At 75.4% G+C, this 19994-nt stretch carries 17 protein-coding genes; 7 read left to right on the top strand and 10 right to left on the bottom strand.

The genetic code is table 11. The annotated features are described in order from the left end of the window. Positions 1 to 35 precede the first annotated feature (35 nt). Positions 36 to 587 (bottom strand): hypothetical protein, encoded by a 552-nt coding sequence (locus MLV88_RS05480; RefSeq protein ID WP_242335130.1) that lies wholly within the window; start codon positions 585 to 587, stop codon positions 36 to 38. A 50-nt stretch (positions 588 to 637) separates the two neighbouring features. Here MLV88_RS05480 and MLV88_RS05475 point away from each other — a divergent pair, with 50 nt between their 5' ends. Further along, a complete protein-coding gene (locus MLV88_RS05475; protein WP_242335132.1) occupies positions 638 to 1822 on the top strand; it encodes a dipeptidase in 1185 nt (394 codons plus the stop codon). A 54-nt stretch (positions 1823 to 1876) separates the two neighbouring features. Here the strand turns inward: MLV88_RS05475 and MLV88_RS05470 are convergent, their stop codons facing one another. Beyond that, entirely contained in the window at positions 1877 to 2368 is a 492-nt protein-coding gene (locus MLV88_RS05470; RefSeq protein ID WP_242335134.1) for a hypothetical protein, read from the bottom strand. A gap of 123 nt (positions 2369 to 2491) precedes the next feature. On the opposite strand from MLV88_RS05470, the gene MLV88_RS05465 reads away from it, so the two are divergent. Continuing rightward, positions 2492 to 3442 carry a LysR family transcriptional regulator gene (locus tag MLV88_RS05465; RefSeq protein ID WP_308197185.1) on the top strand — a complete coding sequence of 317 codons (951 nt, stop codon included), beginning with the start codon at positions 2492 to 2494 and terminating at the stop codon, positions 3440 to 3442. Between the two features lie 6 nt (positions 3443 to 3448). Here the strand turns inward: MLV88_RS05465 and MLV88_RS05460 are convergent, their stop codons facing one another. Beyond that, on the bottom strand, positions 3449 to 4549 hold the full coding sequence (locus tag MLV88_RS05460; protein WP_242335137.1) for a TolB family protein: 1101 nt from the start codon (positions 4547 to 4549) through the stop codon (positions 3449 to 3451). After that, positions 4546 to 6360 carry a M20/M25/M40 family metallo-hydrolase gene (locus tag MLV88_RS05455; RefSeq protein WP_242370832.1) on the bottom strand — a complete coding sequence of 605 codons (1815 nt, stop codon included), beginning with the start codon at positions 6358 to 6360 and terminating at the stop codon, positions 4546 to 4548. The genes MLV88_RS05460 and MLV88_RS05455 overlap by 4 nt, the downstream gene beginning before the upstream one ends. Before the next feature lie 133 nt (positions 6361 to 6493). Here MLV88_RS05455 and MLV88_RS05450 point away from each other — a divergent pair, with 133 nt between their 5' ends. Next, positions 6494 to 7315, top strand: a complete 822-nt coding sequence (locus tag MLV88_RS05450; RefSeq protein WP_242335143.1) for an SAM-dependent methyltransferase — start codon at positions 6494 to 6496, stop codon at positions 7313 to 7315. Between the two features lie 8 nt (positions 7316 to 7323). Here MLV88_RS05450 and MLV88_RS05445 read toward each other — a convergent pair whose 3' ends face one another. Further along, the gene (locus MLV88_RS05445; protein ID WP_242354984.1) at positions 7324 to 7800 is read right to left on the bottom strand and encodes a phosphate-starvation-inducible PsiE family protein; all 477 of its coding nucleotides are present in this window, start codon (positions 7798 to 7800) and stop codon (positions 7324 to 7326) included. 319 nt (positions 7801 to 8119) lie between these two features. Between MLV88_RS05445 and MLV88_RS05440 the strand changes: the two genes are divergently transcribed. After that, positions 8120 to 9454 (top strand): WS/DGAT domain-containing protein, encoded by a 1335-nt coding sequence (locus MLV88_RS05440; RefSeq protein WP_242370831.1) that lies wholly within the window; start codon positions 8120 to 8122, stop codon positions 9452 to 9454. A gap of 22 nt (positions 9455 to 9476) precedes the next feature. Here MLV88_RS05440 and MLV88_RS05435 read toward each other — a convergent pair whose 3' ends face one another. Then, the gene (locus MLV88_RS05435; RefSeq protein ID WP_242335152.1) at positions 9477 to 10253 is read right to left on the bottom strand and encodes an OmpA/MotB family protein; all 777 of its coding nucleotides are present in this window, start codon (positions 10251 to 10253) and stop codon (positions 9477 to 9479) included. A gap of 259 nt (positions 10254 to 10512) precedes the next feature. Here MLV88_RS05435 and MLV88_RS05430 point away from each other — a divergent pair, with 259 nt between their 5' ends. Then, complete coding sequence (locus tag MLV88_RS05430; protein WP_242370829.1) at positions 10513 to 12447, top strand: PAS domain-containing hybrid sensor histidine kinase/response regulator; 1935 nt, start codon at positions 10513 to 10515, stop codon at positions 12445 to 12447. 39 nt (positions 12448 to 12486) lie between these two features. Here MLV88_RS05430 and MLV88_RS05425 read toward each other — a convergent pair whose 3' ends face one another. Then, positions 12487 to 14718 carry a hypothetical protein gene (locus tag MLV88_RS05425; RefSeq protein ID WP_242335158.1) on the bottom strand — a complete coding sequence of 744 codons (2232 nt, stop codon included), beginning with the start codon at positions 14716 to 14718 and terminating at the stop codon, positions 12487 to 12489. Between the two features lie 223 nt (positions 14719 to 14941). On the opposite strand from MLV88_RS05425, the gene MLV88_RS05420 reads away from it, so the two are divergent. Together MLV88_RS05420 and MLV88_RS05415 are read left to right on the top strand one after the other, a co-directional pair. Next, positions 14942 to 15508: a cupin domain-containing protein gene (locus tag MLV88_RS05420; protein WP_242335161.1), complete on the top strand. Its 567-nt coding sequence runs from the start codon at positions 14942 to 14944 to the stop codon at positions 15506 to 15508. 326 nt (positions 15509 to 15834) lie between these two features. Further along, positions 15835 to 17016 carry a TIGR03118 family protein gene (locus MLV88_RS05415; RefSeq protein ID WP_242370827.1) on the top strand — a complete coding sequence of 394 codons (1182 nt, stop codon included), beginning with the start codon at positions 15835 to 15837 and terminating at the stop codon, positions 17014 to 17016. A gap of 42 nt (positions 17017 to 17058) precedes the next feature. Here MLV88_RS05415 and MLV88_RS05410 read toward each other — a convergent pair whose 3' ends face one another. Genes MLV88_RS05410 through MLV88_RS05400 form a run of 3 tightly spaced genes read right to left on the bottom strand, consistent with a single transcriptional unit; the run spans position 17059 to position 19992 of the window. Beyond that, positions 17059 to 17703, bottom strand: a complete 645-nt coding sequence (locus MLV88_RS05410; RefSeq protein WP_242370825.1) for a TlpA family protein disulfide reductase — start codon at positions 17701 to 17703, stop codon at positions 17059 to 17061. Next, on the bottom strand, positions 17693 to 18382 hold the full coding sequence (locus MLV88_RS05405; RefSeq protein WP_242335169.1) for an OmpA family protein: 690 nt from the start codon (positions 18380 to 18382) through the stop codon (positions 17693 to 17695). The genes MLV88_RS05410 and MLV88_RS05405 overlap by 11 nt, the downstream gene beginning before the upstream one ends. Next, entirely contained in the window at positions 18379 to 19992 is a 1614-nt protein-coding gene (locus MLV88_RS05400; RefSeq protein ID WP_243337001.1) for a vitamin K epoxide reductase/DsbA family protein, read from the bottom strand. The genes MLV88_RS05405 and MLV88_RS05400 overlap by 4 nt, the downstream gene beginning before the upstream one ends. Between the last annotated feature and the right edge of the window lie 2 nt (positions 19993 to 19994).

Raw genomic sequence — 19994 nt, 5'->3', positions numbered from 1 at the left:
GCGCGGGAGAAGCGGCGCCGGCCTGCGAGAGATCGTCAGGACGGGCGGCCGGCCGGCGCCTCGCCGGCGGGCCGCAGCCCGATGGCCGCCACGATCGCGGCGTGCTGCTCGGGCGAGAGGTAGACCTCGAGGGCGCCGTCGGTGAGCTCGAAGCGGGCGGGCTTGCGGAACCCGCTGCGCGGGGGCTCCGGGGCCGTGGTCCGGACCACCGCGCTCGCCGGCACCCGGATCGCGATCCGGCCGGCGCTCCGCGCCGCGGCGAGGCCGCGCGCGTCGAGCGGCTCGGGGTCGAGCGCACGGCGGCGCGCGGGCAGGGTGAGCCAGTACACCGCCTGCGCGGCGACCGCGCCCCACAGCACCGCCGCGCTCCGCCAGGTGAAGACGTTCACGAGGACCGCGGCGATGGACCCGAGGAGCAGCGCGGTGGTCACCCGCTGCAGGAGCTCGGCCCGGGGCGCGGGTCGCACGACGACGAGCTCGTCCCGGCCGGCGTAGAGCTGTCCCCGCGCCGCGCCGCCGCTGACGGGCTTGCCGGCCGGGTTCACGAGCGTCGCGAGCACCACCCCGATCGCCTTGGGATCTTCCATGGCGGCGACTCTACCGTACTCCGCCGCCTCGAACGCTGCCCTGGCGTACGATGCCGTCCGTGCTCCGCCGCGCCGCCTGGATCGCCGCCGTCCTCCTGCTCGCCGCCGCGGGGAGCTTCTTCTTCGCGCTCGCGCCGGCGGTCGCGGCGCGGATGAACCGGGTGGACGCCCGCCGGCCGCTGCCAGCCGTCTCCGCTCGAGCCCGCGGCCTGCACGCGACGCTCCGGATCGTCGACCTGCACGACGACCTCCTGCTCTGGGACCGCGACCCGCTGAAGCGCTCGACGCACGGTCACAGCGACGTGCCGCGGCTCGCCGAGGGCAACGTCGCGGTGCAGCTCTTCTCCACGGTCACGGAGGTGCCGCGGGGCTTCAACTACGCCACGACGCCCGGGGCGGGCGACCTCGTCACCGCCCTCGCCGTCGCCTCGCGCTGGCCGCCGTCGACCTGGGGGAGCCGCCTCGCGCGGGCGCTCCACCAGGGCGAGAAGCTCCGGCGCGCCGCGGCGGCCTCGGGCGGCGGGCTCGTCGTCGCGACCTCGCGGGCGGAGCTCGCCGCGGCGCTCGAGGCGCGCGCGGCCGAGCGGCAGGGCCGGCGCGCGGTGGTGGCGGTGCTCGCCACCGAGGGGCTCCAGGCGCTCGATGGGAGGCTCGAGGCGCTGGACGCGCTCTTCCAGGCCGGCTTTCGCTCGGCGGGGCTCGCCCACTTCGCGGACAACGCCGCGGCCGGCTCGGCGCACGGGGCCGCGAAAGGCGGGCTCAGCGCGCTGGGGCGCGCGGCGCTGCGGCGGATGGAGGAGCGCCGCATGATCGCGGACCTCGCGCACGCCTCCCCGCGGGCCTTCGACGACGCGCTCTCCCTGGCGCGCCGGCCGGTGATCGTGTCGCACACGGGCGTGAGCGCCACCTGCCCGGGGCCGCGCAACCTCACCGACGACCAGCTGAGGCGCCTCGGGCGGAACGGCGCGCTCGTGGGCATCGGCTACTGGGAAGGCGCGGTGTGCGACCGCACCCCGCAGGCCGTCGCCCGGGCGATCCACCACGCGATCGCCGTCGCGGGCGTGTCGCACGTGGCGCTCGGGTCGGACTTCGACGGGGCGACCACGGCGCCGTTCGACGCCGCGCGGCTCGAGGTGCTCACGCAGGCGCTGCTCGACGAGGGGCTACAGGACGCGGCCATCCGCGCCGTCATGGGCGAGAACGCGATCCGCTTCCTGCTCGAAAACCTGCCCTGACGCCCGCCGTCCGCTGCCGCGCGGGCGGCGATCGCGGCGGGCGCCAGGAGCCGGCTAGACCGGGTAGACGAGCTCCTCGACGGAGCGCGAGGTCCGCACCGCGTCCGCACCCAGGAAGAGCGGCGTGAGATCCACGCACGGTTCCGGGGCGCGAGGCGCGAGCGACTCGAAGGTGCGCGCGAGCGTGCTGCCGCCCTGCGCGAGCACGGTGCCGACCAGGCTGAGCCCCCAGGCGCGTTCGTCGGGGGGGAGCCTGGACAGCGCCTTCCGCCAGATCGCGTCCTCGAGTGCCGAGAACGCGGCCTGCACCTCGGTGACGTCGAAGCCGCCCGCGAACCGCTCGTGCGCCATACGCGTGACGTGCGCGCGCAGGGCGTTGAGGTCGCGCGTGAGCACCGCGTCGACCAGGTGGCGGTGGAGCAGCTCGAGCCGTCCGCGCGTCGCCTGCGCGCCGTCGCGGCGGTAGTGCTCGAGCTCTGCGACGGCGTGGGTGGCCTCGTCCAGGATGGCCGCCTCCTCGCCCAGCAGAAGGTCTTCGATCGTCATCTTTCGTCGTCTCCCGTGTGGCTCCGGAGGTCCGTCCCGTGAACCCGCGCGCAACCTAGCCGACTGGGCATGTATGAGGGAAATGCATTCTTGCTATGCTGGCCATAACCCAGGGACATGGAGGTGGACGTGGACGTACAGGCGCTGCGGTACTTCGTCGAGGTGGCGCGCCAGGGCGGCTTCACGCGGGCGAGCCAGTCGCTGCACGTGACCCAGCCCGCGATCAGCAAGATGGTGAAAGCGCTCGAGGAGGAGCTCGGCACGCCGCTGCTCGTCCGCGAGCGCCGGCGCGTGACGCTCACCGACGCGGGCCAGATCGTGCTGGAGCGGGCGGAGGGCGTGCTCGACTCGCTGCGGGTCATCGAGGAGGAGGTCTCCGAGCTCTCGGCGCTGCGGCGCGGACGGCTGCGCATCGGCATGCCCCCCATCACCGGGGTCACCTTCTTCGCGCCGCTGCTCGCGGAGTACCACCAGGCATACCCCGGCATCGTGCTCGAGCTGCGCGAGGAGGGCTCGCACCACCTCGAGGCGCTCGTGATGAACCGCGAGCTCGACGTCGGCGCGGTGGTGCTCCCCACGGACGAGGAGGCCTTCGGCATCATGCCGTTCGTGAAGGACGAGCTCCGGGCCGTCCTCCATCCGAGCCACCCGCTGGCGCGTCGCCGCTCGGTCGAGCTCCGCGAGCTGGCGGGCACGCCGTTCGTGCTCTACCGGCCGGAGTTCGCGCTCCACGGGCACATCCTCGAGGCGTGCCGCCGGGCCGGGTTCAAGCCGGCCGTCGTGAGCGAGAGCTCGCACTGGGACTTCATCGTCGCGACCGTGGCCGCGAACATCGGCGCCGCGCTGCTCCCGAACACCATCTGCCACCAGCTCGACCCCCGCCAGGTCCTCTCGGTGCGGCTCTCGGAGCCGAGGATCCCCTGGGACGTGGCGCTCATCTGGCGCAAGGACCGGCACCTGCCGCCGGCCACGCGCGCCTGGCTCGAGCTCGCGCGGCGCCGCTGGGGCAACGGGGTCGTGGCGAGCCGCGCGCGGCCCTCCGCGCCGCCGGACCCGAAGCCGCAGGGGCGCTGACGGCCCTCACTCGACCCAGTCCGCCACGAACACGTTCGTCTCGCCGGGCCGCCGCGCGTTCCGGTTGGAGGCGAAGACGAGCGTCTTCCCGTCCGGCGAGAACATGGGGAACCCGTCGAAGGTGTCGTTCGTGGTGATGCGCTCGAGGCCGCCGCCGTCGTCGTTCACGAGGTAGAGGTCGAAGTTGCGGCCCTTCGGGTCCCCGACGTTCGAGGCGAAGACGATGCGCCGACCGTCCGGGTGGAAGAAGGGCGCGAAGCTCGCCGCGCCGAGCCGGGTCACCTGCCGCACGCCGGAGCCGTCCGCGTTCATGACGTAGATCTCGAGCCTCCCCGGGCGGACGAGCTTCTGCGAGAGGAGGCGCCGGTAGTCGGCGAGCTCCGCCGCGTCGGCGGGCCGGCTGGCGCGGAACACGATGCGCGCGCCGTCGGCGGAGAAGAACGCCCCGCCGTCGTAGCCAGGAGTGTGCGTGAGCCGCACGAGCCCGGAGCCGTCGAGCCGCATCTTGTAGAGCTCGAGATCGCCGTCGCGCGTCGAGGTGAAGACGATCCAGCCGTCCCGCGAGATCGTCGCCTCCGCGCTGTACGCGCCGGGCGCCGGCGCGAGCGGGGTGAGATCGGAGCCGTCCGGCCGCGCGGTGTAGAGCTGGTAGTCGAAGAGGGGCCAGACGTAGCCCTGGGAGAGGTCTGGCTTCGGCGGGCACTCCGCGCCCGACGCGTGGGTCGAGGAGTAGAGCAGCCGCTCTCCTCCGGGGAAGAAGTAGCCGCAGGTGACGCGGCCCAGGCCGGACGAGACCTGGCGCCGCTGCGTGCCGTCGGCGCGCATCACGTAGAGCCGATCGCAGCCGGCACCCTCGGGCGTCGACTGGAACACGAGCTCCCGCCCGTCGAAGCTGAAGTACGCCTCGGCGTTCTCGCCCCCGAACGTGAGCTGACGGACGTTGCGGAGGTGCCGCTCGCCCGGGAGAGCCAGGTCTCGAGCGGCGTTCGCCGGCGGGGCGCCGACGGGCGCCGCGGCGGGAGGGACCGGGCCGGTCGGCGCCTTCGGCGCGGCGCAGGCGGCGGCGAGGACGGCGGCGGCGAGCGTCGGGGTGAGGGTCCGGGTCATCTGCGCTCCTCCAGCTTCACCTTCGCGGTCCGCCGCTCCGCCCCGTGCGCCCACTCGACCTCGACCTCGTCGCCGGGCCGGTGCGAGCGGAGCGCGAACGCGAGATCCTGCAGGTTCATCACCTTCGCCGCTCCGAGGCGGAGGAGGACGTCGCCTTCGGCGAGGCCGGCCCGCTCGGCGGGGCTGCCCGGGCGGACGCCGGTGAGGAGCACCCCCGGCTCGGCGCGCTCCGCGAAGTCCGGGATCGCGCCGAGGTAGGTGCCGTAGCTCCGCTCGCCGCGCTCGCGCGGCGGTGGCGCCGCCGTGCGGACCACCTCGAGGCGGCCATCGCGCTCGGCGGCGTCGCGGGCGGCGCGGTAGGCGAGCCGCGCCACGGCCGCGAGGCCCGGGCCGTCGATCTTGTCGGCGGTATCCGTCGGCCGGTGGTAGTCGGCGTGGGGTCCGGTGAAGAGGAAGAGGACCGGGACCCCGCGCGCGTAGAAGCTCGTGTGATCCGAGGGGCCGTACCCGTCGCCTCCGCCGAACGCGATCCGGAGCGGCAGGCGCGGCGAGCGCTCCGCGAGCGCCACCACGCGGTCCCGCAGCCCCTTCGCGGTGTCCGCGCCGTCCACGTACACCTTCCCCCCGCGGGGACGGCCCACCATGTCGAGGTTCACCATGAGCTGCATCTTCCCGATGGGGCAGCGCGGCGGCGGATCCTTCGCGAGCTCGGACGAGCCGAGGATGCCGAGCTCCTCCGCGGCGAACGCAGCGAAGAGGACCGTGCGCCTCGGCGCGCCCTCGGCGACGAAGGCGCGCGCGACCGCGAGGAGGGCCGCGACGCCGCTCGCGTTGTCGTCCGCGCCCGGGTGGACCGTCCCGAGCCGCTCGGGGGCGAGCGAGGCGTCGCCGCCGAGGCCGAGGTGATCGTGGTGCGCGCCCACCACCACGCACTCGTCCGCCACCGCCGGGTCGCGGCCGGGCAGGATGGCGACGACGTTGGCGGTCGCGGCCCGCTCGTGGAGCACCTCGACCGAGAGCCGCGCCCGGAGCCCGAGCGGCCGCGAGTGGGGCCTCCCGTCCGCCTCGCCCGGCGCCGCCAGCGCGGCCACGTCGATCCCCGCGCGGCCGAGCGCCGCGGCCGTGACCCGCGCCGCGACGAGGCCGGCCCGCGAGGCGACCTGCCCGCGCCAGCGCGGGAGCTCGTCGGGGGCCTCGTGGGCCCATACGTCGCGGACGCCGAGGATCGCCGCCGCGCCGTGGTCGCGCGCGTTCATGGCCTTGTAGCGCCACTCGGAGAAGCGGTACCGGCGGGGGTCGCGGAACGGGGAGGCGGGGTCCGCCTCGCGCGGGAAGTCCTGTGCGACGAGGACGATCTTCCCCTTCACGTCGAGCCCGGCGTAGTCGTCGTGCCCGAGCTCGGGCGCCGTGATGCCATGACCCGCGAACACGAGCTCCGCCTCGATCGTGCCGTCGTCGCTGAAGCCGAAGGGGAGGAAGTCCCGCTGGAGCGCGAGCGGCGCGCGGCCGATCGCGAGCGCGTTCCGCGCCTCGAGGGTGGCGCGGAAGGGCGCCTCGAACTCCTCGAGGTAGCCGCCGTCGCGCGCGGGCGCGAGGCCCGCCTCGCGGAACCGGTCGGCGATCCAGCGCGCGGCCTGGGCGCCGCCGGCCGTCCCGACGCCGCGCCCCTCGCGCGCGGGATCTGCGAGCCAGGCCACCTCCGCGAGCGCGCGGGCAGGATCGATCACCGGCTCCCGCGCGGCGTGGCCTGCGCCGCGGGCGGTGCAGGCCGTCAGGGCGAGCGCGAGGGCGAGCCTGCCGAGCTTTCGCATGCGTCGCACATAGAGGGCCGGCGCGTCCCGGGCAGCGTGGACGCCGGGGCGCACCCGGCCGAGACGCGTCCGCCCCGCCGCGGCCGCGAGCGAATTGCCGGGCAGCGGAGGGAAGGGTATGGAGGGCGCCCGAATGCGCCCCGCGAACCGCGCCCCCCGAAGCGCCGCCCCTCCGAAGCCCGGCCCCCGCGACCGCCACCGCCTCTACGAGCGCGCGGTCCAGGACCCGCAGGCGGACATCGCCATCATCGAGCGGGTCCTCCGCGGGCGACGCCCGGCGCGGCGGCTCCGGGAGGACTTCAGCGGCACGGCGGCGCTCGCCGCGAGCTGGGTGGCGAAGGGGCCGCTGCGGACGGCCGTGGCGGTCGATCTCGATCCCGCGGTGCACGCCTGGGCCCGGACGTACCGCCTCCCCGCGCTCGGCGCGGCGGCCTCGCGGCTCGAGCTCGTGACCGCCGACGTCCGCGCGCCCCGCGGCGAGGGGTTCGACGCGATCGTCGCCCTCAACTTCAGCTACGGGGTGTTCCGCACGCGCGAGGCGCTCGGCGAGTATCTGCGCGCCGCGCTCGGCGCGCTGGCGCCGGGCGGCGCGCTCGTGCTCGACGCCTTCGGCGGGTGGGACGCGCAGCGGGCGCTCGTCGAGCGCCGGCGGATCGGCCGCGGCGTGACCTACGTCTGGGAGCAGGAGGGGTTCGATCCCATCACCCACCGGATCCGCTGCACCATCCACTTCGAGCTCGAGGGGGGCCGGCCGATGCGCCGGGCGTTCCACTACGACTGGCGGCTCTGGAGCCTCCCCGAGCTGACGGAGCTCCTCGGCGAGGCGGGCTTCGAGGCCGTCGAGGTGCTGTGGGACGCGGGGCCCGGCGCCGCGGCCCGCTACCTGCCGCGCGGCAGCGCGCAGAACCAGGCCGGCTGGATCGCCTACGTGGTGGGACGCCGGCCGCGCGGCTGAGCGCGGCGCTACTCCGCCGCCACCGGCCGCTTGCGAAGGATCGCGAGCGCCGCGACGAGCACGACGATGAGGACGGTCAGGAGCCCGAGCTCCGACATCACCTGCCGGAACAGCTTGTCGTCGGGCCGGGTCTGCGCGCCGAACTCGGCGGTGATGACGAGGATCCGGCGGACCGCGGCGATGAGGGCGACGAGCAGGAACGGCTCGGGCACGAGGGTGTGCTCGCGGAACGACACCTGCACCGTGTAGAGCAGCTCCACGACCATGAGCGCGAGCAGGATCCGGTCGAGCAGCGTCACGAACGCGCGGACGTCGAGGCCGCCGAACATCGCGTGGACGAGATCGATCCCGCCGTGGACGACGATCGCGGCGGCGCTCAGCGCGAGGAGCACACCGAGCGCGACGTACACGACGTCCTGGGCCCGCGTGAAAGCGGTCGAGATGATGCCGCGCGTCCGGCTCCGGGGGTCGCGCTCGCGCTCCAAGGGTCACCTCCCGCGGCGCCGCGCGGTCGCCGGGTTCATAGCAGCGCGGAGCTTCGCGCGGGCGGCCCCAGGCGTGGCCGGGCCCGCAGGGACCTCGAGGCGAGGTCCCTGCGGGGCGCTCCCGCGTGGGCCCGGCTGAATCGTGACGAACCGTGAACGACGGCCGACCGGGCGAGCGCGCGTGTGTGCGCCGGCCGTGCGGCGCGTGCGTCGCGTGCGAGGCGCGGCGGGGGAACCTTCGGGGCGCGTCGCGTGGGCGAGCACGCAGCGGTACGGTGGGTTCGTCGGGCGCGGCACGCTTTCGGCGCCTGGAGGCCGGATGCAGCGGATGACGGCGGGCGACGCGTCCTGGTACCGCATGGATCGGCCGAGGAACGAGGCCGACGTCGTGGCGCTCCTCACGTTCCGCGGGCCGGTCGCGCTCGCGCGCGTCCGGCGCCTCGTCGAGGAGCGGCTGCTCGCGGTCGAGCGCTTCCGGCAGCGGCCGGTGCCCCGTCTCCTGGGAGCGCCGGGCTGGGAGCCGGATCCCGGGTTCTCGCTCCGGCGACACCTGGTCCCGGTCGAGCTCGCGCGCGGCACGCTCCCCGAGTTCGTCGGCGAGGTGACCTCCTCCCGGCTCGACCCGGCGCACCCGCTCTGGCGCGTCCACGTCGTGCGGGAGCGCGGGCGCGGCGGGGCGATCGTGGCGAAGCTCCACCACGCGCTCGGCGACGGGTTCGCGCTCGTGGCGCTGCTCCTCGCCCTCTCGGACGAGCACGCCGCCGAGGACGCCCCGCGCGCCCACATCGAGGCGGTGCATCGCGGGCGCCCGTGGCTCGGGAGCGCGCGGCTCGCCGCCGCGCGGGACGCCGCCGCGTTCGCCGCGACGCTCGCGCGGCTCGCCGCGATGTCGAGCGATCCGAAGGTCCTCTCCGCGGCGGAGCTCTCCGGCGTGCGCAGGGTGGCGTGGTCAGGAGGCGTGCCGCTCGGCGCCGTCCGCGAGGCGGGGCATCGCCGCGGGGCCACGGTGAACGACGTGCTGGTGGCGGCGATCGCCGGCGCGCTCCGGTCGCTGCTCGCGAGCCGCCGGGCGCCGCTCGTCCCCGTGCGCGCGCTCGTCCCCGTGAACTTCCGTCCTGCCCGCCCGGACCTCGGGGCCGACGCCTCGCTCGGGAACCGCTTCGGGGTCGTGTTCCTCGACCTGCCGATCGATCTCGGGACGCCCGTCGCGCGGCTCGAGGCGGTCCACGCCCGCGTCGCCGCGCTCCGCGCCGGGGCGGGCGCCGTCGTGGCCCACGACGTGCTCGCGCTCGCGGGCTACGCGCCCGACGCGGTCCAGCACGCGCTCACGCGCTTCTTCGCGCGCAAGGCCTCGCTCGTGCTCACGAACCTCCCCGGGCCGAGGACCCGCGTCCACCTGGCGGGCCTGCCGCTCGCGAGCGCGATGTTCTGGGTCCCGCACCCCGCGAGCCTCGGCCTCGGCGTGAGCGTCCTGAGCTACGCGGGCGAGGTGCGCGTCGGCGTGCGCTCCGACGCGGCGGTCCTCGCCGAGCCCGCGGACCTCGTCGGCAGGATCGAGGCGGAGGCGGCGGCGCTCGGCGTGCGCGGGCCGCGCCCGCCGCGTCCTCCCCGCCCGACGGCGTCGGGGGCCCGTGCCCGGGCCCGGGCGCCGTAGGGCGCGGGCGGGGGACCTCGGCTCACAGCGCCGCGGGAGCGGGCGCGGGAGCGGGGACGGGTGCCTCGCCGGGCGCGAGGACGATCTCGATGCGCCGGTTCTGGCTGCGGCCCTCCGGCGTGTCGTTCGGGGCGATGGGCTGGTACTCGCCGTAGCCCGCGGCGGCGAGGCGCGTCGGCTCGACCCCCGCCTCCTGCAGGAACCTCACGACCGCGAGGGCGCGCGCGACCGACAGGTCCCAGTTCGACACGAACCCGCCGCGGCCGAGCGGCACGTTGTCGGTGTGCCCCTCGACGCGGATGACCTTGCCCTCCACGCCGCGCAGGACCTCCGCGACCGCCGCGAGCGCGCCCTTGCCGGGCTTGCCGAGCGTCGCCGAGCCCGAGGAGAAGAGGATCTTGTCCTTCATCTTGACGGTCATCTTGCCGCGGAGCTCGGTGAGCTCGACGCGGCCCGCGTCGATCTCTCCGCGCAGCGCGTTCGCCATCTTCTCGTACTCCGAGCTCTTCTTCTCGAGCTCCGCCTTGACGGTCTCGAGCTTGCTCTTGGACGTCGAGAGCTCGTTCACGCGCGCCTCGAGCGTGCCCCGCGACGAGGAGAGCTCGGCGACCTGCGCCTGGAGGGCGCGGGCCTCCTCGGTGCGCTTCTCGAGCTCGCCGTTGGTCCGCGCGAGGGTGGCCTCGAGCTCGGCCCCGTGCGCCCGCAGCTCGTCGGCCTCGGCGGACTTGTTGCGGAACTTTCCCGAGGAGACGCAGGCAGACGTGAGCCCGACGAGGGCGACGACGACGACGGTGCGCATCACGGACCTCCGGTGAAGGGAAGAGCGACATTGTACCGACGTCGCGGGACGCGCAAAGGAGGGCGTCCGGCGCCGATGTGCGCCGAGTGGCTCCTGGCCAGGCCGCGCGAGTCGTTCCGCGAGCGCGCGACGCGCCGGGACGGACGTGCTGGCGAGGGATGGTCTCGCCGTCGCCCCTCGCGCGGCGCGGGTGCGCTACTCTGTCGCAGGCGGAGCGCGGCCGCAGGTGCCCTGGGACGCGCGCGCCGCGGGGGCTTCCATGGCCATCCAGGAGCGGGCGGCGCTCTCGACCGAGGTGCTGGGGCTGCTGTTCGCCCGCGCGGGGATCGGCCTCTGCTTCGTCGCGCCGAACCTGACGGTGCTGCGCGCGAACGCGGAGTGGCTGCGCTGCACCGGCTACACCGCGGAGCGCGTCGAGGGCGAGGACATCCTCGCCGTGTTCCCCGACACGCGCGAGGTGGCCCTCTCGCTCTACGAGCGCGTCCAGCGCGGCGAGACGGTGAAGGTCCCTCGCCACGGAGAGCGGGTGCTCGGCCGCGAGGTGTGGTGGGAGGGGCAGCTCTCGCCGGTGCCGACGGAGACGGGCACCGGCATCCTGTTCACGGTGCGTGACGCATCGGAGCATTCCGAGGGCGCGGCCGGCGCGGCTCCGCCCGCCCTCGACGCCGAGGCGAGGCGCGCCGAGGAGGCGCTGGCGGAGCAGCGCGCGCTCAAGGATCAGCTCGCCAAGGTCGCGGCGAGCGTTCCGGGGGTCATCTGCTCCTACCGGCTCCGGCCCGACGGCACGGCGTGCATGCCGTTCACCACCCCGGCGGCCGAGGACCTCTACGGCATCCCGCGGGAGGTGCTCGCGGCGGACTTCGGCCCCCTCGTCGCCAACGTCCACCCGGACGACCTGCAGCGCGTGCTCGAGGTCCTCGAGGAGGCGGCCCGCACGAGGTCCCGCTGGCACGACGTGTTCCGCTACCGGCACCCGAGGAAGGGGGTGCGCTGGCTCGAGGGCTGGTCGGTCCCCACGGACGAGCCGGACGGGAGCCTCATCTGGCACGGCTACGTCATGGACGTCACCGAGCGCAAGCGCGCGGAGGAGCGGCTGCGCGAGGCCGATCGGCTCAAGACCGAGTTCCTCGGCGTCCTCTCGCACGAGCTGCGCAACCTCCTCGCGCCCATCCGCAGCAGCATCTACCTCCTCGATCGCGCGCCGGCGGGCAGCGACCAGGCGGCGCGGGCGAGGGACGTGATCCGCCGCCAGACCGAGCACCTCACGCGCCTCGTCGACGACCTCCTCGACGTGACGCGCATCTCGCGCGGAAAGATCGAGCTGCAGCGCTCGCGCGTCGACCTGCGCGAGGTGGTCGCGCGGACCTGCGACGACCACCGGACGATCTTCGCCGGACGGCACCTCGAGCTGCGCGTCGAGAACGCCGGCCCGGTGTGGGTCGAGGCGGACGCGACGCGGATCGCGCAGGTCGTCGGGAACCTGCTCCTGAACGCCGCGAAGTTCAGCCGCGAGGGCGGGGCGGTGACGGTCGCCGTCACGACGGACGCCGGGCGGGCCGAGATCCGCGTGCGCGACGACGGCCTCGGCATCGTCCCCGAGCTCCTGCCGCGCGTCTTCGAGCCGTTCGTCCAGGCGGACGAGGGGCTCGCGCGGACGCGCGGCGGCCTCGGCCTCGGGCTCGCCCTCGTGAAGGGGCTCGTCGAGCTCCACGGCGGCGGCGTGCGCGCGGACAGCGAGGGCGCCGGCCGCGGCTCGGAGTTCGTCGTGACGCTGCCGGCGGCGCCCGGCCCGCCGGCGGCTCAGCCCCCGCCCCGGGCCCCGGCGAGCGCGCGGCGCGTGGACATCCTCGTCATCGAGGACAACGTGGACGCGGCGCAGACCATCGCCGAGGTGCTGGAGATGGAGGGGCACCGGGTGCACGTCGCGACCGACGGCCTGTCGGGGATCGCGAAGGCGCGCGAGCTCAGGCCCGAGCTGGTCCTCTGCGACATCGGCCTGCCCGACGTGGACGGGTACCAGGTCGCCCGCGAGCTGCGCGCGGACGCGTCGCTCCGCGGGATGCGCCTCATCGCCCTCAGCGGCTACGCTCAGCCGGAGGACAAGGAACGGGCGAAGGCGGCCGGCTTCGAGGCGCACCTCGGGAAGCCGGCCCTCCTCGACGAGCTGACCGCGCTCGTCGCGCGGCGCGGCTGAGGCACGGCGCCCCGGCGCGCGTCCGCGCGACGCGCTTCGCTACCCCCGCCAGAACGGCGGGCCGAACGGCCAGTGGCCGAGGTACCTCGCGGCGCCGAGGGCGAGGGCCGCGGCGGCCGCGGCGAGCCAGAGCAGGCGGCGCCGGCGCTTCGCCGTGTCGTCCGCGTACGGATCGTCGAGCGTCCGGCGCGCGCCCGCGGGCAGGACGGCGCGGTCGGTGAGCGCGGTCCCGAGCGGCAGGTTGATCCGCACGCGCCCGTTCACGGCCCAGCCGTTCGCGTCGAGGATGGGCCCGAGCGTCCGGTGCCGGAGCTTGAGCCAGGAGATGAGCACCGACGGCCCCGACACGACGAGGACCATCGCCGCCACCGCGATGACCTTCGCCCACCAGGGCTTCAGGTCCATGAACCCCGTGACGAACCCGCCGAGCAGCGTGCCGAGGGCGCCGATGCCGACGCCCAGGGCGGCGATGATACCGACCATCTTGCCGACGTCGACGGGCGGGGGGGGCGGGGGGGCCTTCTCGCCGATGGCGGCGTCGGTCACGTGCGTCGCGGTGGACTGGACGTGGTCGTCCGCGGCCTTCTGCTTCGCGTGCGCGAAGCGCGCGACCTGCTCCTCGACGAACCGCAGGGCCTTCTTGTACGGAGCCCAGAACGCCTGGCGGATGCTGATGGGGTTCTCGACGATCTTCACGATCGTCGCGTCCCAGTCCCGTCCCTGCCGGTCGTAGAACACGCCGTTGCGGCCCACCATCAGGTAGTCCGAGTCGCCCTGCGTGAAGCAGGCCACGATCTTCATCGCCTCGCCGCCGGGCCGGCGGCACTCGCAGTAGGCGAGGTACATCCGGGACAGCGAGGCGATCGAGGCGTGCGCGCCGGGGTCGTCCACGCGGATGCACAGCTCGCAGCTGCGCGCGTCGAGGAAGAGCGTCCCGGCCTGGAACACCGCGGGGCGGAGCGGGTCGTAGAAGTCCGCGAACGACACGAAGTTCTTGAGCAGCGTCCCGAGGTCCCGGCAGTAGTGGACGAGCCGGACGACGTCGGCGATCGCCGAGGCCTCGGCGGCGTGGGCCTCGTCCTCGGCGAGGAGCGCCTGGACGGGAGCCCGGCCCGCCGCGAGGAGCTCGCGCACGCGCGCGATCCCGAGCGCCTCGACCCGGGCGCCGGTCTTCGTCGCGAGCCACGCCTCGTAGGGCGAGAAGCGCGCGACGAGGTCCGTCCACTCCTCGAGCGTGAGCGCGTCCTTGCCGGGCCCGTGCACCGGGACGACGGCGTCGCGCTGGAGCGCGGCGATCGCCGCCGCCCAGGCCGGGTTCACGCCACCCGAGAGCGGGAGCGCGCGCCCGGGCTCGACGCGCGCGAGGGGGAAGGCGGCCACCTCGGCGCCGGCCGCGGCGAGCTCCCTCGCCGCGAGCGCGGCGTACTCGGGCTCGGTCCGGTTCAGGGCGAGGGCGGAGCGCGGCTCCATGGCGGCGAGGCCGCAGCGGACGAAGAAGTCGTCCACCTTCGCGCGCACGGCCCGGACGGCCGCGTGCGCGGCCGCGGTGCGGTCGCCGAGCGCCATCACCTCCGCGCTCGCCTCGCCGCGCCGCCAGAACTCGGCGAAGGCCTCCGCCTCCGCGAAGAACGCGTCCGCGCGCGCCCGGTCCACCCCGAGCTTGCCGCTCCGGTCCGCGAGGCCGCCCATCGTGGTCACGATGTCGAGGAGGGTCTGGCGGGTCCCGGGATCCGGCGCGGACTCCGGCGGCACGACGCCGTCGCCGTTGAAGAGCGTGTGCTCGAACACCTTCGTGGTGTCCGCCACGTCCGCCGCGCGGATCGCGGTCGCCTCCGGGCGGCCGACGTGCGCGAGCAGGCGCCGGGCGGCCCCGAGCGCCGCCTTGCCCTCGGGCGTGTCGTCGCGGAGGGCGTCGAGCGCCAGCGCGTCGGCTCCGAAGAGGACGAGCCCCACGTCGCGCAGCCGCGCCGCGCAGAACCGGATGGCGGCGAGGATCTCGGGCGCCCGGACGCGCCCGTCGCGATCGAGGTCGAGGAGGTCGAGGGTCCGCGGGTCCAGCTCGAGGCCGCGGGTGGGGCAGGAGAGGGCGATCCAGAGCTTCTGGTCGAGCTCCTCGAGCGCGAGGAGGTCGGCGCCGCTCTCCAGCGCGAGCTGATCGAGGCCTCCGGCGCGGTGGAACTTGAGGCGATGCCGGCGCTCGACGCGGGAGGCGGCGTCGGGGCGATCGGCCGGGGCCTGGGGGAGCTCGGGGACGGAGGTCGCGAGGCGCATGGCCCGCGACCTTACCGCGCCCGCGGGCGGGGGGCCATGGGGCGGCCGAGGGAGCGGGGGCCGGCCGGTGGCCGCTCAGCGAACTTTTACGTGCGCCGCGTTGGCGCAGGCAGATTATGCGCCCCGGTGTCGAAGGGTCGGGAGGAACGACCCGCACACCTGACGGTCCGCAGCGCGCGCGAAGGCGGGCACCTCCTCCGACTCATCGGGCAGGAGGAGAAACATGTGGACACGTAAGCTGCACGCCGCGAGCCTCGCGGCGGTGATCGTGGTCGCGTATGGCCCCGGGTCCGCGCTGGCTGGACAGCACGAGGGCGCCGCCAAGGCGGGGACGGGCTCGGAGAAGCAAGCCATCCTGAAGACGGGGGACTCCATCCAGTGGTCCGCCGGACCGGCGGCGCTCCCGCCCGGTGCGCAGGCGGCGGTGCTGGAGGGCGATCCGGGCAAGGAGGGGATGTTCACGATGCGTCTCAAGGTGCCGGCCGGCTACAAGATCGCGCCGCACACGCACCCCAAGGTCGAGCGCGTGACGGTGATGAGCGGCGAGTTCTCGCTCGGCATGGGCGCCGACTTCGACGAGAGCAAGCTCGAGAAGCTGCCGGAGGGGAGCTTCTTCGTGCTCGAGCCCGGGATGCAGCACTTCGCGAAGGCCTCGAAGGACACGGTGCTCCAGCTCAACGCCCAGGGCCCCTGGGGCATCAAGTACGTCCGCGCGTCCGACGACCCGCGCAACGCGCCGCAGGCGAGGAAGGGTCCGCCGGCAGAGGCCGGCGCGCGCGGGAAGAAGTGACCCGGGCGCTCGGCCACCGTTCGGCCGTCCGGCTCGTGCGAGCGCGGGCCGCCACGACCTCGGCCGAGCTCCCCATCGAGGAGCCGGGCGCGGCCTCGCCGCGCGCGCGGGTCGTCGCCCGGCCCCGCTCCTCCGCGCCGAGGAGCGAGTGGATCGCTCGCGCGGTCGCGCGATGCCCACGTCGGGTCGCCCCGCAGGGCCGCCCCCGGGAGCGAAACCGATTCTCCGCCGGCGCGTCAGTCCTCTGCGAGCCGAGGCGGGTCCCGCGCCCGAGCACGCGCGTCGCGGCGCGAAGGCGCGGCACCTCGGCGCCGGAGGGCTCGCCGATGAAGCCGCAGCTCGTCTCGAAACACCCTGTCTTCCCGATCGCGCTCCTCGCGTGCGCGGCGTCGCTGACCGCCGGCGTGACCGGCCGCGCCGCGGACGAAGGGGTCACGCCGGCCGCGCGCGAGGCGCTCGGCGGCCTCTACGTTCAGCGGAACCTCGTCTCGGACGGCGCCGTCTCCGCCGAGCACCTCGACGCGAACCTGGTGAACGCCTGGGGCATCACGCACCGGGGCGCGAGCCCGTGGTGGGTGTCCGACAACGGCGCCGGGGTCTCGACGCTCTACGACGGCGAAGGGATCGCACAGTTCGGCGCTCCGCCGCTCGTGGTGAGCATCGCTGGCGCGGGCGGCCACGCCGGCAGTCCCACCGGCGTGGTCGGCAACACGGGCGGGAGCTTCGAGGTCTCGAGCGGCGGCGCCCACGAACCGGCTTTCTTCATCTTCGCGAGCGAGGACGGGACCCTCAGCGCCTGGAACCCGAAGGTGCCTCCGCCCGTCGCGCCGGCCATCCGCTCCACGACGACCGTGGTCGTGGTGGACGACTCGCTCGCGGGCGCCGTGTACAAGGGCCTGACCCTCGCCGCGACGTCGAGCGGAGACGAGCGGCTCTACGCCACCGACTTCCACGGCGGGGCGGTGCGGGTGTTCGACGGCGCGTTCAAGCCCGTCGCCACGACGGGCGGCTTCCGGGACCCGACCATCCCGGCGGGGTACGTGCCGTTCGGCATCCGGGCGATCGGCGGCACGATCTACGTCACGTACGCGCTGCAGGACGCGGACCGGCACGACGACGTGCCCGGCCAGCACCACGGGTACGTGAACGCCTTCACGCCCGACGGGGAGCTCATCGGTCGCGTCGCGTCGCGAGGCAAGCTCGACTCGCCGTGGGGCATCGCCCTCGCCCCCGCCTCCGGGTTCGGCCGGTTCGGCGGGAAGCTGCTCGTCGGGAACTTCGGCGACGGCCACATCATCGGCTACTCGCTCGCGGGCGACGCCTCCGAAGGCGGCGGCGCGTACCTCACCGGCAAGGGGGGCCGGATCACCATCGAAGGGCTGTGGGGCCTGGACTTCGGCAACGACGGCGCGGCCGGGCCGGCGAGCACGCTCTTCTTCGCCGCCGGGCCCGACGACGAGTCCGCGGGCCTGTTCGGCCGCATCGACTTCGTCCGGGGCGGCCGGTAGCGGGCCGGGCTCCTCGCGCACTCCTCCCCGAGGCGACCGGGGTCAGCGCCCGAGGAGCCCCTTCACCGCGGCGTAGTCCTGCTCGTGCACCGCGCCGACGCGGACGCAGCGGATCCAGCCGGCGCCGTCGACGAGCGCGTGGATCGGGATCATCGCGTCCCGCTCCACCCCGAGCGAGTCGAGCAGCGGCCCGAGATCTCCCTCGGAGCGGAGCCAGGAAAGTCGTCCGGGCAGCCCCTTCGCGCGCCACGCGACGAGCTCCTGCCCACGGTCGGCGGCGTCGATGCTGACGAGCTCGAGGCGGACGTCCACGCCGTCACGCGCGAAGCCGTCCCGCCAGCGGCGGAGCAGCTCCAGCTCGTCGACGCACGGGGTGCACCAGGTGGCCCAGAGGTTCACCCAGGTCCAGGCCTTCCCCGGCGCGCCGGCAGCGCCGCCGGGATCGCTCGCGCCGGGCAGCGGTCGCTGCGGGGGCGCAGCGTAGCGGCGGGCGCCCTCGCCGCCGGCGGGATAGCTCCGCTCGCAGAACGCGCTCTGCGCCGCCGCGGCCGTGGCGGCCTGCTTCCGCACGCCGGCGAAGCGCTCCGGGAGGGCCGCCTCCCCGGCGCCGGGCCCCTCCCGGCAGGCGAGCGCGAGCGCGACGGAGAGGAGCGCGGCCCCCGTCCACGCGAACCGCTCAGATCGCACAGTCGATCCAGGCGACGAAGGCGCTGCGGTTGATGTCGGCGTGGCTGCACGCCCCGGCGCGCGAGCGGTCCCAGCCGCAGAACTCGGTCGGGAGCTGCGCGAACTCCTCGCCCAGCCACAGGAGGCCCACCTGCTTCCTGAGGTCCTCGTCGTGGAACCTCGCGTCGAGGTGATCCAGCACCGCCTTCGCGCGGTCGCGGCTCAGCGCCTCGTTGTACTGCTCGTCGCCGTCGGGGCTGGCGCGCGAGACCACGAAGAAGAAGCTGGCGCCGCGCTGATCGCTCCAGGCCTTCTCCACGAGGGCGCGCGCCGCCGGATCCAGCTCCGCCTTCGTGGGATCGAACTGGACGATGTGCGCCCGGTGCGCCAGCGGCCGGAAGAGCGCGTTGAAGTCGCTGCCGGACAGCGCGGCGACCTTCCTGGCCTGGAGGGGCTGGCAGCCGCGGCCGCCACCGCCGCCGTCGAGCAGCCCGCACGCGCCCGCGACGCGGCGGACGATCGCCTTCAGCTCCGGCGTGCAGTAGGCGTCGTTCGACACGCTCGCCGTCGCGACCTCGCGCGCGGCGCCCTGCGTGGCGTCGAGCCGGGCCTGGGCGGCGCGGGCCCAGGTGACGACGAGCGCCGCCGGGATCGCGAGCGCCGCGGCGAGCAGGATCCAGCGCCTCGAGGTGTCGTTCATCGCTCGGTCTCCACGTGCGAGGGCTTCGGGGTCTCTGCCGGCGACTCTGCGTCAGACGGGGACGGGGTCGGCTCCGGAGCCGGTCCGGGGCGCGCCTCGTCCTGCACGGCCTCCGCCGGGCTCGGCGGGGGCGGGGGAGCCTCCGCACCGGGCGCCGCCGGGGGCGCCTCCACCGCGCGAGGAGCGGCGGGGGTCCGGAGCTGGGGCTCCACCTCCGGCGGCGCCGCGGCCGCGCTCGCCTGCAGGTCCGCGCGCGGCGGTGGGGGCGGAGGCCGCGGCGGCTCGGCGGCGCGCCTGCGCGCGCGCTCCTGCGCGGCCTCGGGCGAGAGCATGCGGGAGAGCGTGTACTCGAGGCCGAGGTCGGTGTCCTCGTCGCACATCCGCGCGTCGCCCACGAACAGCTGAGGCGTGAGCACCGGGATCGCGTTGGCGACCGCCCAGCGCAGGCTCTTCGTGAGCTTGCTCCTCACGAGCGCGCCGCCGAGGCAGCCGGCGACCGCGGGGAACTCGCGCTCGATCTCGGCCCGCAGCCCGGCCTCGTCGCGGGCGCCGAGCGCGCGGAGCTCCGTCTGGCGGGCGAAGGCCCACCGGAGCACGGCCCCCGCGGCGGCGGCGTTCTTCGGCCCCTGGCCGACGCCGGCCGCGCAGAGGACCGCCTCGCTGACCGCGCAGGCGCCGGGGTGGATCGCCTCCGTCACCATCCAGTTGCACCGGGAGTCGAGCGGGAACAGCACGCCCTTCAGGTCGAGGCGCTCGCCGAGCGAGCTCGCCGCGAGCCTCGCGTCGAACGCCTTGCAGGACGCGCACAGCGGATCGAGCACCTCGACCGAGGGGGTCCCGCCCGCGCTGGCGGTGAGCGGGATCATCACGCCCGCGCCGTCCTCGGCGTGGACGAGCGCGCCGCACCCCTGCGTCGAGGTGCGGGGATCCGGCCTCGGCACGGACGCGACGTAGGCCAGCGTCACCGCGGCGACGAGCGCCGTCCCTTCCAGCAGGGCCGCCGCGAACCGCGCCTCGCCCGGCGCGGCGCGCACGGCCCGGTACGCCAGGAGCGCGCCGGCGAAGCACAGCGCGCTCGCGGCGTAGATGCCGATGCAGACCTTGCAGACGGCCTCCAGCAAGAAGATCGAGACCGCGCCGAACAGTACGGACATCGCCACCGGCAGGGCGGCCGCCGCGAGCAGCACCTTCGCGTCGCCCGCGGAGGCCTGGCGCCGCCACAGCAGGAGCGCGGCCCGATAGGCGAGGAACGCGAAGACCGCCAGCGCCCAGAGGCTCACCGGGATCCCGCCCCACAGGCTCTCGCGGAAGAGCGAGCTGTAGGGGCTCATCATCACGGTCCTGCAGCCGCTCGCCGCGACGTCCTTCGCGGCTCCGGGCAGGAAGGAGCAGTGGATGGCGTGCACCTGCCGATCGAGGTGCTGCATGAAGTCGCTCGTGCTGAGCGCGGCGAACACCGCGCCGAGGAGCGCCCCCGCGAGCGCGACGGCGACGGCCGCGCGCGGGAAGGCGGCGCGCCGCCCCGGAGGTGGGCGACCGGCGCGCGGCTCCTCGCGCCCGGGTGGCTCGCCGTGCAGGTGCTCCGTGAACGCCGGGTCGTGCGTGGTCATCA

This window comes from Anaeromyxobacter soli (assembly GCF_022808855.1).
In the GTDB taxonomy this organism is placed as follows: Bacteria; Myxococcota; Myxococcia; order Myxococcales; family Anaeromyxobacteraceae; genus Anaeromyxobacter; species Anaeromyxobacter soli.
The sequence above is the reverse complement of the archived record's forward strand: the minus strand, read 5'-3'. Positions and strand labels throughout refer to the sequence as shown.